Source organism: Agromyces sp. Y782, assembly GCF_059445405.1.
In genome coordinates, this window is the sequence record NZ_JCAIUG010000002.1 from 22,117 (window position 1) to 36,746 (window position 14,630).

Annotated in this window: 17 protein-coding genes and 1 riboswitch; of the genes, 11 read left to right on the top strand and 6 right to left on the bottom strand. The window is 68.8% G+C overall.

The genetic code is table 11. From position 1 onward, the window contains the following. The first annotated feature begins 7 nt into the window (after window positions 1–7). The 3 genes from AC1C2S_RS14305 (at window position 8) to AC1C2S_RS14315 (ending at window position 3,985) form a co-directional block, all read left to right on the top strand. The gene (locus tag AC1C2S_RS14305) at window positions 8–1,012 is read left to right on the top strand and encodes an ATP-binding cassette domain-containing protein (RefSeq protein WP_495353280.1); all 1,005 of its coding nucleotides are present in this window, start codon (window positions 8–10) and stop codon (window positions 1,010–1,012) included. Then, a complete protein-coding gene (locus tag AC1C2S_RS14310; RefSeq protein ID WP_495353281.1) occupies window positions 1,009–1,839 on the top strand; it encodes an ABC transporter permease in 831 nt (276 codons plus the stop codon). Before AC1C2S_RS14305 ends, AC1C2S_RS14310 begins: the two co-directional genes overlap by 4 nt. A gap of 244 nt (window positions 1,840–2,083) precedes the next feature. Then, the gene (locus AC1C2S_RS14315) at window positions 2,084–3,985 is read left to right on the top strand and encodes a CocE/NonD family hydrolase (RefSeq protein ID WP_495353282.1); all 1,902 of its coding nucleotides are present in this window, start codon (window positions 2,084–2,086) and stop codon (window positions 3,983–3,985) included. 183 nt (window positions 3,986–4,168) lie between these two features. Here the strand turns inward: AC1C2S_RS14315 and AC1C2S_RS14320 are convergent, their stop codons facing one another. From AC1C2S_RS14320 to AC1C2S_RS14330, 3 genes are read right to left on the bottom strand one after another with little or no spacing between them, the layout of a single operon-like run. After that, entirely contained in the window at window positions 4,169–4,783 is a 615-nt protein-coding gene (locus AC1C2S_RS14320; RefSeq protein ID WP_495353283.1) for a CoA-binding protein, read from the bottom strand. Then, window positions 4,780–6,075 (bottom strand): O-acetylhomoserine aminocarboxypropyltransferase/cysteine synthase family protein, encoded by a 1,296-nt coding sequence (locus AC1C2S_RS14325; RefSeq protein ID WP_495353284.1) that lies wholly within the window; start codon window positions 6,073–6,075, stop codon window positions 4,780–4,782. The genes AC1C2S_RS14320 and AC1C2S_RS14325 overlap by 4 nt, the downstream gene beginning before the upstream one ends. A gap of 58 nt (window positions 6,076–6,133) precedes the next feature. Next, window positions 6,134–6,709: a cysteine hydrolase family protein gene (locus tag AC1C2S_RS14330; RefSeq protein WP_495353285.1), complete on the bottom strand. Its 576-nt coding sequence runs from the start codon at window positions 6,707–6,709 to the stop codon at window positions 6,134–6,136. Between the two features lie 132 nt (window positions 6,710–6,841). Here AC1C2S_RS14330 and AC1C2S_RS14335 point away from each other — a divergent pair, with 132 nt between their 5' ends. The 6 genes from AC1C2S_RS14335 to AC1C2S_RS14360 all read left to right on the top strand — a co-directional run bounded on the left by AC1C2S_RS14335 (window position 6,842) and on the right by AC1C2S_RS14360 (window position 10,439). Further along, the gene (locus tag AC1C2S_RS14335) at window positions 6,842–7,156 is read left to right on the top strand and encodes an antibiotic biosynthesis monooxygenase family protein (protein ID WP_495353286.1); all 315 of its coding nucleotides are present in this window, start codon (window positions 6,842–6,844) and stop codon (window positions 7,154–7,156) included. A gap of 89 nt (window positions 7,157–7,245) precedes the next feature. Next, a riboswitch (guanidine-III (ykkC-III) riboswitch) is annotated at window positions 7,246–7,312 on the top strand. A 12-nt stretch (window positions 7,313–7,324) separates the two neighbouring features. Next, the gene (locus AC1C2S_RS14340) at window positions 7,325–7,654 is read left to right on the top strand and encodes a DMT family transporter (RefSeq protein WP_495353287.1); all 330 of its coding nucleotides are present in this window, start codon (window positions 7,325–7,327) and stop codon (window positions 7,652–7,654) included. A gap of 130 nt (window positions 7,655–7,784) precedes the next feature. Further along, complete coding sequence (locus AC1C2S_RS14345) at window positions 7,785–8,216, top strand: hypothetical protein (protein WP_495353288.1); 432 nt, start codon at window positions 7,785–7,787, stop codon at window positions 8,214–8,216. Next, window positions 8,210–8,461, top strand: coding sequence for a helix-turn-helix transcriptional regulator (locus AC1C2S_RS14350; RefSeq protein ID WP_495353289.1), 252 nt, complete (start codon window positions 8,210–8,212; stop codon window positions 8,459–8,461). Before AC1C2S_RS14345 ends, AC1C2S_RS14350 begins: the two co-directional genes overlap by 7 nt. Next, window positions 8,458–9,477 (top strand): NAD(P)-dependent alcohol dehydrogenase, encoded by a 1,020-nt coding sequence (locus tag AC1C2S_RS14355; RefSeq protein ID WP_495353290.1) that lies wholly within the window; start codon window positions 8,458–8,460, stop codon window positions 9,475–9,477. The genes AC1C2S_RS14350 and AC1C2S_RS14355 overlap by 4 nt, the downstream gene beginning before the upstream one ends. Further along, window positions 9,474–10,439, top strand: a complete 966-nt coding sequence (locus AC1C2S_RS14360) for an NAD(P)-dependent alcohol dehydrogenase (RefSeq protein WP_495353291.1) — start codon at window positions 9,474–9,476, stop codon at window positions 10,437–10,439. The genes AC1C2S_RS14355 and AC1C2S_RS14360 overlap by 4 nt, the downstream gene beginning before the upstream one ends. A 40-nt stretch (window positions 10,440–10,479) precedes the next feature. On the opposite strand, the gene AC1C2S_RS14365 is transcribed toward AC1C2S_RS14360, so the two are convergent. Genes AC1C2S_RS14365 through AC1C2S_RS14375 form a run of 3 tightly spaced genes read right to left on the bottom strand, consistent with a single transcriptional unit; the run spans window position 10,480 to window position 13,494 of the window. Further along, on the bottom strand, window positions 10,480–11,460 hold the full coding sequence (locus AC1C2S_RS14365; protein ID WP_495353292.1) for a YeiH family protein: 981 nt from the start codon (window positions 11,458–11,460) through the stop codon (window positions 10,480–10,482). 9 nt (window positions 11,461–11,469) lie between these two features. Further along, window positions 11,470–13,224, bottom strand: a complete 1,755-nt coding sequence (locus tag AC1C2S_RS14370) for a dolichyl-phosphate-mannose--protein mannosyltransferase (RefSeq protein WP_495353293.1) — start codon at window positions 13,222–13,224, stop codon at window positions 11,470–11,472. 9 nt (window positions 13,225–13,233) lie between these two features. Beyond that, complete coding sequence (locus tag AC1C2S_RS14375) at window positions 13,234–13,494, bottom strand: hypothetical protein (protein WP_495354399.1); 261 nt, start codon at window positions 13,492–13,494, stop codon at window positions 13,234–13,236. Here AC1C2S_RS14375 and AC1C2S_RS14380 point away from each other — a divergent pair. Together AC1C2S_RS14380 and rsmI are read left to right on the top strand one after the other, a co-directional pair. Continuing rightward, a complete protein-coding gene (locus tag AC1C2S_RS14380) occupies window positions 13,414–13,623 on the top strand; it encodes a hypothetical protein (RefSeq protein WP_495354436.1) in 210 nt (69 codons plus the stop codon). The two genes, AC1C2S_RS14375 and AC1C2S_RS14380, sit on opposite strands and share 81 nt — an antisense overlap. A gap of 148 nt (window positions 13,624–13,771) precedes the next feature. Further along, window positions 13,772–14,596: a 16S rRNA (cytidine(1402)-2'-O)-methyltransferase gene (rsmI, locus tag AC1C2S_RS14385; RefSeq protein WP_495353294.1), complete on the top strand. Its 825-nt coding sequence runs from the start codon at window positions 13,772–13,774 to the stop codon at window positions 14,594–14,596. Window positions 14,597–14,630: the final 34 nt, after the last annotated feature.

Sequence of the window (14,630 nt, forward strand, 5' to 3'; positions counted from 1 at the left end):
GGGGCAGATGACCATCCGATTCAACGACCTGGCCGTCGAGGCCGAGGGTCTCGTGAAGTCGTTCGGGGCGACTCGCGCCGTCGACGGCGTCGACCTTCGCGTCGCCACGGGCAGCGTCTACGGCGTGCTCGGGCCGAACGGCGCGGGCAAGACGACGACCATCTCGATGCTCGCCACCCTGCTCAGGCCCGAGGCGGGGCATGCCCGTGTCTTCGGGCACGATGTCGTGCGTGAATCCCAGGTCGTGCGCCAGCTCATCGGCCTCACCGGTCAGTTCGCGTCGCTCGACGACATGCTCTCCGGCATCGAGAACCTCGTGCTCTTCGCCGTGCTGCAGGGATTCAGCCGTCGCGACGCCAGAGCGAAGGCGGGGGAGCTGATCGAGGAGTTCGGGCTCGGGGATGCCGCGAAGAAGCCGGTCACGCAGTACTCAGGCGGCATGCGGCGGCGCCTCGACCTCGCGGCGAGCCTCATCGCGCAGCCTCCGCTCATCTTCCTCGACGAGCCGACGACGGGCCTCGACCCGCGCACCCGTGCGCAGATGTGGGCGACGATCCGTCGACTCGTCGCGACGGGATCGACCGTGCTGCTCACCACCCAATACCTCGATGAGGCCGACCAACTCGCCGACCGCGTCGCCGTCATCGACCGGGGCAGAGTCGTGGCAGAGGGCACGACCGATGAGCTGAAGGCGTCGGTCGGCGAATCGAGCCTGCAACTCCGGCTCGCCGACGGCGGCGACCTCGATGACGCGGTCATGGCGATCGAGCGCGTGCTCGGCACGTCCCCGACGCGCTCGCCCGAGAACGCTCGGCTCACCGCACCCATGCACGATCCAGACCGAGTCACCGAACTCCTGGTGACCTTCCGCGAGGCCGGCATCCATCTCGCCGAGCTGAGCGTCTCGAAACCGACCCTCGACGAGGCGTTCCTCACCCTCACCGGCCACGGCGTCGAACTCGGCGAAGCGGATGTCGCGGCATCCGCTGCCCTCGAAGGAGCGGGCGCATGAGCACCGCAGCCATCACCCCATCGTCGATCACCCCGGGCGCCGAGCGCTCGCTCGCGAATTCCGTGAGCCTCGGCCAGACACTGTCGAACTCGCTCGCGATGGCGTGGCGTGGTCTCCTGAAGATCAAGCGCACGCCCGAGCAGCTCTTCGACGTGACGTTCCAGCCGATCCTGCTGACGGTGATGTTCACGTACATCTTCGGCGGGGCGATCTCCGGCACCCCCGAGGACTACCTGCCGTTCATCGTGCCCGGGATCCTCGTGCAGACCGTGATCATGACCTCGGTCGTCACGGGCGTGCAGTTGCGCGAAGACATGGCGAAGGGGGTCTTCGACCGGTTCCGGTCGCTGCCGATCGCCCGCGTTGCGCCGCTCGCGGGCGCACTGCTCGCCGACACCGTGCGCTACGCGATCGCCGGGCTCGTCACCTTCGGCACGGCGCTCATCATGGGCTACCGCCCGGGCGGCGGCTTCGCCGGCGTCGCGCTCGCGACCGTGCTCGTCATCGTCTCGGCATGGTCACTCAGCTGGATCTTCGCCTTCTTCGGCGTCATGGCGCGCTCGGCCGCCGCCGTGCAGGGGATCTCGCTCATGGTGCTCTTTCCGCTGACGTTCCTCTCGAACGCCTTCGTCCCGGCGTCGACGCTGCCCGACTGGCTCGGCTGGTTCGTCGCGGTGAACCCCGTGTCGCATCTGGTGACCGCCGCCCGCGACCTGACGATGACGGGAACGGCGGGCGTCGAAGTCTGGTTCGCACTGCTGGGCTCGCTCGCCGTGGTGGCCGTGTTCGCACCGCTCACGGTGCGGGCCTACATGCGGAAGGCGTGACCGCGGTACTCAGCGCAGCGTCTTTCGGCTCGTGATCTGCCCGGTGTCGACGACCGATCGTCATTCGATGGTTTCGCCCGATCACCGGGTGGGCACCCAGCGTCGACGATTGTGGACCAATCTCGTCGAGGATTGTTGACCAATCTCGTCGAGCATCGTACGTTGCTTTCATGACCGCGCACATCCCAATGGGAGAGTCCATCACCCTGTGGGACAGCGTTGTCCTGTGACCGAAAGGACCTCAGTGAAATCCAGAATCCTCGTCTTCGCTGGCTCGGTGGCCATCGCGGCACCACTCGCACTCGGCGCGTCGGGGGTGGCCAGCGCGGCACCGACCGACAACCCGCCGGTCACGCTCGTCGACAACGCCACTACCCCGATCTACGACTACGCCGGCGCCATTCGGGAGACGGTATGGGTCACCGCCCCCGACCTCGACGGGGACGGTGACGACGAGCGGATCGCGACCGACATCATCCGCCCCAGCGAACTGGACGGCAACGCCCGGGTCCCGATCATCATGGACGCCAGCCCCTACTACCTGAGCTCCGGACGGGGTAACGAGGCGGAGCGCAAGGTCTACGACGCCGACGGCAACCTCGTCAATTTCCCGCTCTACTACGACAACTACTTCGTGCCCCGCGGCTACGCGTTCGTCGCCGTCGACATGGCCGGAACTGCCCGTTCGACCGGTTGCACCGACGAAGGTGGCCGCTCCGACATCGAGTCGGTCAAGGCCGTCGTGGAGTGGCTGGGTGGCAAGGGGGTCGCCCACGACGCCAGCGGCACGGTCGTCAACGCCGACTGGAGCAATGGCAAGACCGGCATGATCGGCAAGTCCTATGACGGGACCCTGGCCAATGGTGTCGCTGCGACCGGCGTCGACGGCTTGAAGACGATCGTGCCGATCAGCGCGATCAGCTCGTGGTACGACTACAACCGCTGGCAGGGCGCGGTGAAGTCCAACAACTACCCGAGCAGCCTGTCCCGGTCGGTCGCGTCCAACCGGACCATCGAGACCGACTGCTCGGCGCGGCTGAACTGGATGAACGCCAACGACGGTGACGAGACGGGCGCCTACACCGACTTCTGGGCCGAGCGCGACTACCGCGAGGGCACCTACTACGACGCGTCCAACGTCAAGGCCAGCGTGTTCATCATCCACGGACTGCAGGACACCAACGTCAAGACGATGAACGCCTCGAAGTGGTGGGACGACCTCGGCGAGCAGGGCGTGGACCGCAAGATGTGGCTCACCCGCCTCGGTCACGTGGACCCCTTCGACTCCGAGCGCGCCCTGTGGGTCGACACCCTTCACCGATGGTTCGACCACGAGCTCATGGACGTCGACAACGGCATCGACCGTGAGCCCGCGGTGAGCGTCGAGACCGCGCCGAACCAGTGGGAGCAGTCACGGACCTGGCCGATCTCGTCGGCACGCACCCAGACGCTGAACCTGCACTCCGACGGCACGATGATGCTGGGCAAGCAGGACCGCTCCACGGCCAGCTACATCAACTCCACGTCGCTGAGCGAGGCGAACGCAGTCAGAATCGGCGACAACCCCAACCGGCTGCAATTCCTCACCGGCACGACGAAGCACGATGTGCGGATCTCGGGCACGCCGACGCTTGACCTCGATGTCACGCACACCGCGCCGGTCGGGCAGGTGTCGGTCATGCTGGTCGACTACGGCGTGATGGATCGCATCAGCTCCGCCGGTGACGGTGCGCAAACGCTGAGCACGGAGTCCTGCTGGGGCCCGGCGACCGCAACCGACGACGCCTGCTACAACGAGGTCGCCAAGCGCATCTCGAGCACCGAGCTGCAGGTGCTGGCCCGGGGCTGGGCCCGTCTTGACGGGGCCGGCAACCACAAAGTCACCGTCGAACTGGCTGCCAGCGACGTTGTCGTCCCGGCAGGTCACCAGCTCGGCGTCGTGGTCAGCGGCAGCCGCAACGGTGTCTTGGCCGTCGACAACGCGGCGACCACCTACACGGTCAGTCTGAGCGGTTCGAAACTGAATCTTCCGGTCTCGGGCCCGATGGCCGGCTTCGGCCCGGGTCACCTAGCCGAGAAGGACACCGAGCACCTGAGCCCGGGAACCCTGCCGAACCTCGACGAAACGGTGTGGCCCGGCAACTGACCCTCTTGGCGGGGGGAGGCGCCCCGCTACCCGCCGGACGGGTGGCGGGGTGGCGCCCCGCCACCCGTTCGGCGGGCACGCCCGCTCAGCGAGCTCAGCGGTAAACGGCCATTTCCGTTTGCCGCTGGGCTCGCTCGCGAGTGGAGGCGTTGCAGCGGGCCGGCGAGCGCTTGACCGGTTCCGTCAGCGCAACGTCTTGCGGGCCGTGATCTGACCGGTGTCGAAACCGAGCAGGTGCAATCCGCCGTGGAACCGGGCGTGCTCGACCTTGATGCAGCGGTCCATGACGACGGTCAGGCCCTTCGCCTCGCCGTCGTACGCAGCGTCCTGGTTCCAGATGCCGAGCTGCACCCAGATGGTCTTGGCACCGGATGCCACGACCTCGTCGACGACCTGCGGGATGTCGCTGCCGCGGCGGAACACCACGACGATGTCCGGCACTTCAGGCAGGTCGGCGAGGCTCGCGTACGCGGGTTGCCCGAGGATCTCGGTCGCGTTCGGGTTCACGAAGTACAGCCGGTAGTCGCTCGACTGCTGCAGGTAGGTGCCGACGAAGAAGCTCGACCGGGCCGGGTTCGGCGACGCGCCGACGATCGCGACCGACTTCGCGGCGCGCAGGATCGCGAGGCGCTGCTTCGCGTCGGGGCCGGTCCAGGTGCGCTGCGACTTCAAGAGCTTCGCGAGCGGTGAGCTCGCAGGCAGCTCGCAGGAGAGGCCGTTGACGAGGCGCACGGTCTCCGTGGCGTCGTCGATGATGGCTGCATCCGCGCCGTCCTGAGCCTGTCGAAGGGTCGTCATCGTGTTGCTCCCGTCGCGATCGTGAGGGCCTGGTCGAGGTCGTCGATGATGTCTTCCACATCCTCGATGCCGACGGACAGGCGCACAACCCCCGGCAGGACGCCCGCGTCGACGAGCTGCTGCTCGCTCAGCTGAGCGTGCGTCGTCGATGCGGGGTGGATGATGAGAGTCTTCGCGTCACCGATGTTGGCGAGGTGGCTCGCGAGGTTGACGTTCTCGATGAGCGCCTGGCCGACGGCGCGGCCGCCCTTCACCTCGAAGCTGAACACCGACCCAGCACCCTTCGGGAGGTACTTCTGCGCGCGGTCGTGATGCGGGTGATCGGGCAGGCCCGCCCAGAGCACGCGCTCGATGCGCGAGTCGGACTCGAGCCATTCCGCGACCACGCGGGCGTTGTCGACGTGCGCCTGGATGCGGTACGGCAGTGTCTCGACGCCCTGCGCGAGCAGGAAGGCCGAGTGCGGTGCGAGCGCCGGCCCGATGTCGCGCAGCTGCTCGGCGCGGAGCCGGGTGAGGAACGCGTACTCGCCGAAGTTGCCCGACCACTGCAAGCCCCCATAGCTCAGGACGGGCTGGCCGAAGAGCGGGAACTTCTCGGAGTGCCAGTCGAACCGGCCCGACTCGACGACGACGCCGCCGAGGGTCGTGCCGTGACCGCCGAGGAACTTCGTGGCGGAGTGGGTGACGATGTCGGCGCCCCACTCGATCGGCCGGTTGAGGTACGGCGTGGGGATGGTGGAGTCGACGATGAACGGGATGCCGTGTGCATGGGCGACGTCGGCGAGCGCCTCGAGGTCGGCGATCTCGCCGGAGGGGTTTGCGATCGTCTCGACGAAGAGCGCCTTGGTCTTGTCGGTGATCGCGGCGGCGTAGTCTTCGGCGTTCGCGCTGCGCACGAAGGTCGTCTCGATGCCGAAGCGGCGCAGGGTCACATCGAGCTGCGTGATCGAACCGCCGTAGAGGTTCGCCGAGGCGACGATGTGATCGCCCGCGCCTGCGAGGCTCGCGAAGGTGATGTACTGCGCGGAGAGGCCGGATGCCGTCGCGACCGCGCCGAGCCCGCCCTCGAGGCTCGCGACGCGCTCCTCGAAGCTCGCGACGGTGGGGTTCGCGAGGCGCGAGTAGATGTTGCCGTACTTCTGCAGTGCGAAGCGTGCCGCAGCGTCTGCAGTGTCATCGAAGACGTACGCGCTCGTCTGGTAGATCGGCAGCGCGCGGGCGCCCGTCACCTGGTCGGGGATGTTGCCCGCATGGATGGCGCGGGTCTTGAAGCCGTATTCGCGGTCTGCCATGCGGCTAACGCTACCGAGCGCGTGGCGGATGCTGCGGCGCGTGCGTAATCCGAGGCAATCAGGCCGCGAGCACCTCGTCGGTCGTCACGACCCGGGCGAAGCCGCCCCCGGCGAGATTCACCGCGGTCGCGCGCGCGAGCTCGTCGGCCGTGAGGCGCAGTCCGCCGGGGCCTTCGAGATCGAAGGTGTGGGTGGCGTCGAGCGGCACGGTCACGTCGTAGCCGAGGTTGCCGGCCATGCGTGCGGTGGTCTCGACGCACATGTTGGTCTGGATGCCGCAGATGACGAGCTGGCGGATGCCGCGGGCTTCGAGCCATGCACCGAGGTCGGGCTGCCCGTAGAACGCCGAGTTCACGTGCTTCGTGACGAAGAGTTCGTGCGGCGCATCCGCCACGACGGGCTTCAGCGCGTTGCCGGGGGAGCCTGCCGCGAGGGGCGACCCCGTCGAGACGGAGTCGTGACGCACGAGCACGATCGGCCGCGAGGCATCCGACCATGCCTCGACGAGGCGGCCGATGTTCGCCTCCGCCTCGGGGTTGTTGCGGGCGCCCCACACGGGGTCGTCGAAGGCCTGCTGCACGTCGATCACGATGAGGGCGGCGTTGACGTCGAAGCGGGCGGAGTCGAATGGCATGCCATCATCGTGCACGATCTCGCGACCCGAGTTTCGAGAACAGGCGGATTTGGCCGGTTGGCCACGAGAACAGGCAGACACGCCACGCCACCGGGCGCGGATGCCTGTTTCGAAACGCGTTAAGGTGGGCGGATGGTCCGTGAGCACGCCGTCCTCGAACATGCGCTCCTGCCCGTCGTCCCGGGCCGTGAAGCCGAGTTCGAGGCGGCGTTCGCCGAAGCGAAGGCGATCATCGCGGGGATGCCGGGGTTCGTCGACCTGTGCTTGTCCCGCTCGATCGAGTCGCCGCACGAGTACCTCCTGCTCGTGCACTGGGAGAGCGTCGAGGCGCACGAGCTCGGCTTCCGCGGTTCGCCCGAGTACGAGCGGTGGCGGGCGTTGCTGCACGGGTTCTACGATCCGTTCCCGAGGGTCGAGCACTTCGCCGAGGTCACGCGCGTCGACTGAGACGAGCGGATGCCGCGGCATCCGCTGCCCTGCGCATTGCCTGCACGGGGCCTGCTCAGACGGCGTTGCTATCCTGTTGACAGGTCGCCGCGGAGTTCGAATCGCGCGGGCCCCGGACGAGGGATCAGTACCCGGAACGCGACAAGACTGGCCACGGGAGTGAACAAAATGGCTTGGGTCATCCTCATCGTGTCAGGCGTGCTCGAAGCCGTCTGGGCCACCGCACTCGGCAAGTCCGAGGGCTTCACGAAACTCTGGCCGTCGGTGATCTTCTTCGGCGCACTCGCCCTCTCGATGGGCGGCCTCGCGTGGGCGATGCGCGACATCTCGACCGGCACCGCCTACGCGGTGTGGGTCGGCATCGGCGCGGCGCTCACGGTCGTCTGGGCGATGATCACGGGCGATACGGATGTCTCGTGGATCAAGATCGCCCTGCTCGTCGGGCTCATCGGCTGCGTCATCGGCCTGAAGTTCGTCGACGACGGCGCCGGGCACTAGTCGCGCCGGTTCGTCGCGGTTCAGTGTGCGAACAGTCCACCGTGTCAAAAATCATTGACATTGTGTCTACGGTGCTTTACATTCAGCATGTCAAAGGTTTTTGACATCGATCGAGTGCATCGGAGTGGACATGTCGTACGAAGAGAAGGGCACGTGGGTCTACCTCGTGGTCGCGATCACGGGGTACGTCGTGTACCTGTTCCTCGTCCTTCCAGAGATTCTGGGCGGGGTTCCGGTCGATGAGATCGACTACGTGCCGGCGATGCTCTGGACCATCGGCGGCGCGATCGTCGGGGCGATCGTCCTGCGCATCCTCGTCGAGATCGTGGCGCCGAGCGGCAGCACGCGCGGCGACGTGCGCGACAAGGAGATCGACCGGCTCGGCGAGCGCGTCGGCAACGCGTTCCTGGTGATCGGCATGCTGGTGGCTCTCGTGCTGGCGATGCTCGAGGCGCAGTGGTTCTGGATCGCCAACGTGATCTACCTCTGCTTCGTGCTCTCGGCGCTGCTGTCGAGCGTCACCAAGGTCGTCGTCTACCGCAAGGGGGTGCCGACGTGGTGAAGCCGACGAGCGTGACCAACGACATCCGCGCCCTGCGCTTTCGCCACGGCGAGATGACCCAGGCCGAGCTCGCCGAACGCATCGGCGTGACCCGCCAGACCGTCATCGCCATCGAACAGGGGCGCTACTCGCCCTCCCTCGAGATGGCCTTCCAGATCGCGCGGGTGTTCGGCGTCCCGCTCGACGACGTGTTCCAGTACCCGCGGAGCGAAGAGACGACAGAGAATGAGGAGACGGCGTCATGAGGGCAGCAGTGGTGGAACGGTACGGCGCGCCCGAGGTGGTGCGCCTGCGGGAGGTCGACGAGCCGGTCATCTCCGAACGCGATCTGCTCGTGCGTGTTGAGGCGACCACGGTCGGCCCGACCGACGGCGCCAACCGGCTCGGGCACCCGGTTTACGCACGGCTCTTCTTCGGGCTCACGCGGCCGCGGCATCCGGTCTTCGGATACGACTTCGCCGGCGTGGTCGAACGCGTCGGGCCGGCCGTTCGGCGGTTCGCGCCCGGCGACCGCGTCTACGGTACGCTCGCGCCGTCGCCCGGTGCGCACGCCGAGCGGGTGCGGATCGCGGAGGACGGCGTGGTCGCGCGGATCCCCGACGGTCTCGGTGCGGCGGGTGCCGTCGCGATACTCGACAGCTTCTTCACGGCGATTCCGTTCCTGCGCAACGGCGGGCGCGTGCGCGCCGGTCAAACGGTGCTCGTGAACGGCGCATCCGGCGCGGTGGGCTCAGCCGCGGTGCAGTTCGCGAAGCACCTCGGTGCCGTCGTCGTCGGGGTGTGCAGCACCGGCCACGTCGATCTCGTTCGCTCCCTCGGCGCCGACGAAGTGATCGACTACACGCAGGAGGACTTCGCTCGTGCGACCGATCGCTACGACGTGATCTTCGACGCCGTGGGCAAGCGCTCGTTCGGCGCGTGCCGGCAGGCACTGACCCGCGACGGCATCTACCTCTCAACGGTGCCGTCTCCATCAGTGCTGCTCCGCACGAGGCGTGCGAAGTCGGCCGAGACCGGGCGGCGCGCCGGAATCCTGTTCACCGGCCTCCGCGCGGCCGCGGCGAAGTCGGCAGACCTGGTGCTCATCGGCGAGTTGGCCCAGTCCGGAGCGATCGTGCCCGTCATCGACCGCATCGTGCCGTTCGACGAGATCGCCGAAGCGCATCGCCGGGTCGACACCGGTCACAAGGCCGGAAACGTCGTCGTGGTGATGGCGCCCGCGACGCTCGAAGAGTCCAAGCGGCCCGAGGCAGCATCATGAGGGCGATCATGCAGCACCGCTACGGCGGACCCGAGGTGCTCTCGCTCGGCGAGGTCGACACTCCGGTTCCAGCCGACGACGAGGTCCTCATCCGGGTGCAGGCCGTCGCGGTGAGCGCGGGCGACGCCCTCATCATGCGGGGAGTGCCGCGCGCTGTTCGTCTCGCATTCGGGCTGCGGCGGCCGAAGCAGCCGACGATCGGTCGGGATGTCGCGGGCGAAGTCGAGGCGGTCGGCGCACGGGTCACCCGCTTCCACGTCGGCGACGCCGTGTTCGCCGAGTCGAATCAGGGCGGCTACGCGGAGTTCGTCGCGGTACCGGAGCGATTCGTCGCGATGCGGCCGAGAACCGTCGACGCGATCCACGCGGCCGCCGTGCCGGTTTCGGGCACGACCGCACTGCAGGGACTCCGGCTCGCAGGCGTCGGGCCCGGCGCGCTCGTGCTCGTGAACGGCGCCTCTGGCGGCGTCGGCGGGTTCGCCGTGCAGCTCGCGAAGGCGATGGGCACCGAGGTGACGGGCGTGTGCAGCGCTGCGAAGGCCGGGCACGTGCGCGCGATCGGAGCCGACCACGTCATCGACTACTCGAGCGAGGACTTCACCGCGAGCGAAGACCGCTACGACGTGATCTTCGACCTCGTCGCCGACCACCCGCTCGCCAGTGTTCGGCGCGCGCTCACGCCGCGCGGCACGCTCGTGCTCTCGTCGGGCACGGGCGGTGCGGTGTTCGGCCCGTTCGGACGCATCATCCGCGCATCCGTCGTGTCGATGTTCGGCTCCCAGCGGCTCCGGCCGCTCGCGGCCACGCGGAATGGCGACGACCTCGCCGAGCTCGCGCGCAGCATCGATGCGGGCGAGCTCTCACCCGTCGTCGACGACGTGTTCCCGCTCGCACGGGCCGCCGAGGCGGTCGCGCGGCTCGAGTCGGGCGCCGTGCGCGGCAAGGTGGTCATCGAGGTCTGAACCGCCCGGCAGGGCGGCGCTGCGCATCACGCAGCGCGCTTCAACCGAGCAGGACCGCGCCGTACGCGAGCGCCGCCACGAGGACCCACGACGTGAGCCCCACGACGAGCGCACGCCACCCCGTGCTCGCGAGTTCGCCGAGCCGGATCGACGCGCCGAGCGCGAAGAGCGCCATGGCCAGCAGCACGGTCTGCACCTGGTCGGCCCCGAAGAGCAGCCACTCGGGCAACGGAACGAACGTGTTCAGCAGCACGGCGGCGAGGAAGCCCGCCACGAAGAGCGGCACGATCGCGGGGCGCGGGCCCGAGGCATCCGTCGCCCTGCGCCGTTCGATCGCGGAAGTGATCGCGACCATCGGGGCGAGCATGAGCACCCGGGTGAGCTTCACGACGACGGCGACCGCGAGGGCCGCGGTGCCGGCGATCTGCGCGGTCGCGACCACCTGGCCCACATCGTGCACACCGGCGCCGACCCAGTGCCCGAACTGCAGGGTCGAGAGGCCGAGCGGATGCCACAGCGCCGGCAGTACCGCGATCGCGAGCGTGCCGCACAGGGTGACGAGCGCCACGGGCACCGCCTGCTCCTCGTCACGGGCACGCACGGCGGCGCCCATCGCACCGATCGCGGATGCGCCGCAGATCGAGAAGCCGCTCGCGATCAGGAGCGGCTGGTGCCCCGGCAGTCCCATCGCGCGTCCGAGGCCGATCGTGCCGACGAAGGTGAGCACCACGACGGCGACCGTCGTCGCGATCGACACCCAGCCGAGCGCGGCGATGTCGACGAGGCTGAGTTTCAGGCCGAGCAGTACGATGCCGACGCGCAGCAGGCCGCGCGCGGCGATCTTGAGGCCAGGTGCGAGTGCGCCCGTGAGCGCGGGTTGCACGGCCGGAATCTGCCCGACGACGATGCCGAGCGCGACCGCCGCGGTGAGGATCGGCACGGCGGGCAGCACCAGGTGAGCGAGCCACGCGATGAGTGCTGCGGATGCCGCGACGAGAAGTCCCGGCATCCGTTCACGCATGCTCCTACGCTAACCCCAGCTCGGCAGCCAGAAATGCAGCTGCCGGAACGTCGGGGTCACCGGCATGCCCGACCAGATCGGGAAGAAGAACGCGGAGACGAGCACCACGAACCCGAGGAAGACGACGACGACGGCGATGCCGCGCTCCCGACGCCAGCGGTGATCGTCGCGCCGGCCGAGAATCAGCCCGATCACGAACACGAGCGCGAGCACCGTGAAGGGCTCGAACGCGATCGAGTAGAACTGGAAGACGGTGCGATTCAAGTACATGAGCCACGGCAGGTACCCGGCCGCGAGCCCCACGAGGATCGCCCCGACCTGCCATTCCCGGTATCGCGCGAGCCGGTACACCAGGTAGACGGATGCCGCGGCCGCCGCCCACCAGATGAGCGGGTTGCCCACCTCGATGATCGACGACCAGCAGGTGTCGGCACCGCAGCCGCCCGAGCCGTCGTCGGTCGAGGAGAAGTACATGTTCGTCGGGCGGATCATGAAGAGCCAGGTGAGCGGGTTCGACTGCCACGGGTGCGGGCTGTGCACCCCGAGGTGATAGCCGTAGGCGGCCTCGTGGTAGTGCCAGAGACTCTGCAGGGCCAGCGGCACCCATGAGAACCAGCCGGTCGCGGCGTTGCCCGCCTCTTCTGCCCAGTGCCGGTAGTAGCCGCCGTCGGTGACCAGCCAGCCGGTCCACGAGGCGAGGTAGACGGCGGCCGCCACCGGTACGAGCAGCACGAACGTGACGGGCGCTTGCTTCAGCAGCGCGGCCGTCAGCCAGAACGGCACGCCGGCGCGACGTCGGGCGACGGCGTCGACGATGACGAGGTAGAGGCCGAACGCCGCGAGGAACCAGAGGCCCGACCACTTGACTGAACAGGCTGCGCCGAACGCGATGCCGGCGGCGACGATCCACGGGCGCGCCCAGAGTGCCGGTCCGTAATGCGGCTCGCGGCCGGCGGCGCGGGCATCGGCGAGCCGCGAGTCGAGCAGCCGTTTCGACCGGTCGCGATCGAGCAGCACGAACCAGAACCCGACGAGGGCGAAGAGCATGAGCCAGTTGTCGAGCAGGGCCACTCGCGACATCACGATCGCGTTGCCGTCGACCGCGAACAACAGACCCGCGATGACCGTGAGGATGGTCGAGGCGAAGAGGCGTCGTGCGACGAGGGTCATCAGGAACACCGCGATCGTGCCGGCCAGGGCCGTGGACGCCCGCCACCAGAACGCGTCGCCGGCGCCGAAGGCGGCCATGCCGAGCGAGATCATCCACTTGCCGAGCGGCGGATGCACGACGTAGGAGGGGGAGTCCTGGAAGATGCCGGTGTCGCCCGCCGCGAAGTCGGCGTCGGAGCCCTCGGGCCAGCTCGACTCGTAGCCGTTCTGCAGAAGCGTCCACGCGTCTTTCACGTAGTACGTCTCGTCGAAGATGATCGCGTGCGGATTGCCGAGGTTCCAGAACCGCAGCACGGCGGCGATGAGGGTCACGAGGATCGGACCGCCCCAGTACCAGAGCGCTCGGCGTCTCGGGGTGGAGAGCACCCGCCCCCACCAGTCGTCGAGTCGTGTGCCACGGGACTCCTCGACGAGGTCGAGGTCGGGACGGGTGTCCGGGTCGGGACGGGTGTCGGGGTCGAGTTCGGCGTCCGGGTCGAGCTCGGCGTCGGCTTCGATCTCGACGTCTGCGCCGAGTTCACCGTCGACGTCGATCTCGGTGCCGTCGGGCTGGCGATCGGCGTCGTCAGCACCCGACGCGGCCAGCACACTCATGCGCCCACCCTATCCGCGAGGACGGGGTGGGCGGTGAGCACATCGGGTGGACGAGGGGCGGTTGCCTGCGGCCCCGTCAGTTGTCGACGGTGATGTCGTCGACCGTCGTCTCGATGCGCACGACGGTCGTGGCGTCGGGGGTGTTCGGCGCATCGATCGACACGTCGTGATCGCCGCCTTCGCGTCGCCGTGCGCCGTCTCGAGCATGGCTCTGGCGGCCTCGGGGTCGGAGTCGAACTTGGCCTTGGCCATGCCGAGGGTCATCGCCATGGCGACGAGGCGTGGTTGCGCTCCATCGTGCAGGTCGCGTTCGATGCGCTGCCGTTCGATCGTGGCGGCATCGACCGCGCCCTGGCGAGCGCCGGACAGCGTGTCGATCTGCGTGCGCCTCACGGCTGAGGCCCAACCGAACGTGACTGCGTTTCTCATAGGACTCACCGTAGGCGCGGGGACGTCGGCGCGGCCGCCCTGCTGTCCACAGTGTTCGTGTGGGGGGAGACCCCCGCATCGCGACCCGGACCCGCACGCGGTGCGACACACTGGAGGCATGATCATCCTCGCGGCGACGCCCATCGGCAACCTCGGCGACGCCTCGGCGCGGCTGCGGGAGGCGCTCGAGACAGCCGTGGTCGTGGCATCCGAAGACACCCGGGTGACGCAGCGCCTGCTCGCGGGACTCGGCATCGCGAATCGGCCGCGACTCATCGCCCTGCACGAGCACAACGAGCGGCAGAAGTCGGCTGAGCTCGTCGAGCTCGCACGTGACGCCGACCTGCTCGTGTTGAGCGATGCGGGCATGCCGACGGTCTCCGACCCCGGGTTCCAGCTCGTCTCGGCCGCCGCGGCCGCCGAGGTGCGGGTGACCGTGATCCCCGGGCCGTCAGCAGTGGTCACGGCCTTGGCCGTCTCGGGGCTGCCGACCGACCGGTTCGCGTTCGAGGGTTTCCTGCCGCGAAAGGCGGGGGAGCGCAGCCGCCGACTCTCCGAGCTCGCCGGCGACCGGCGCACGCTCATCTTCTTCGAGGCGCCGTCCCGCCTCGCCGCGAGCCTCACCGCGCTCGCCGAGGCGTTCGGTGCCGATCGGCCCGCGGCGGTCTGCCGCGAGCTCACGAAACTCTACGAAGAGGTGCGCCGCGGCCCGCTCGGCGAGCTCGCGACGTGGGCCGCGGCCGGCGTGCGCGGTGAGATCGTCATCGTCGTGGGCGGCGCGGCCGAACAACAGTCCGACCCTGAGCGCGCACTCGAGCGGGTGCTCGGGCTCGCGGTATCCGGAACCCGCCTGAAAGACGCCGCGGCCCTCGTGGCCTCCGAGAGCGGCCTCAGTACTCGTGACCTCTACGAGGCGGCGCTGCAGGCGCGCAGGCGCAGCTGAGAAGCGCACACCGCTCGCCCTCTTCTTCCACTCA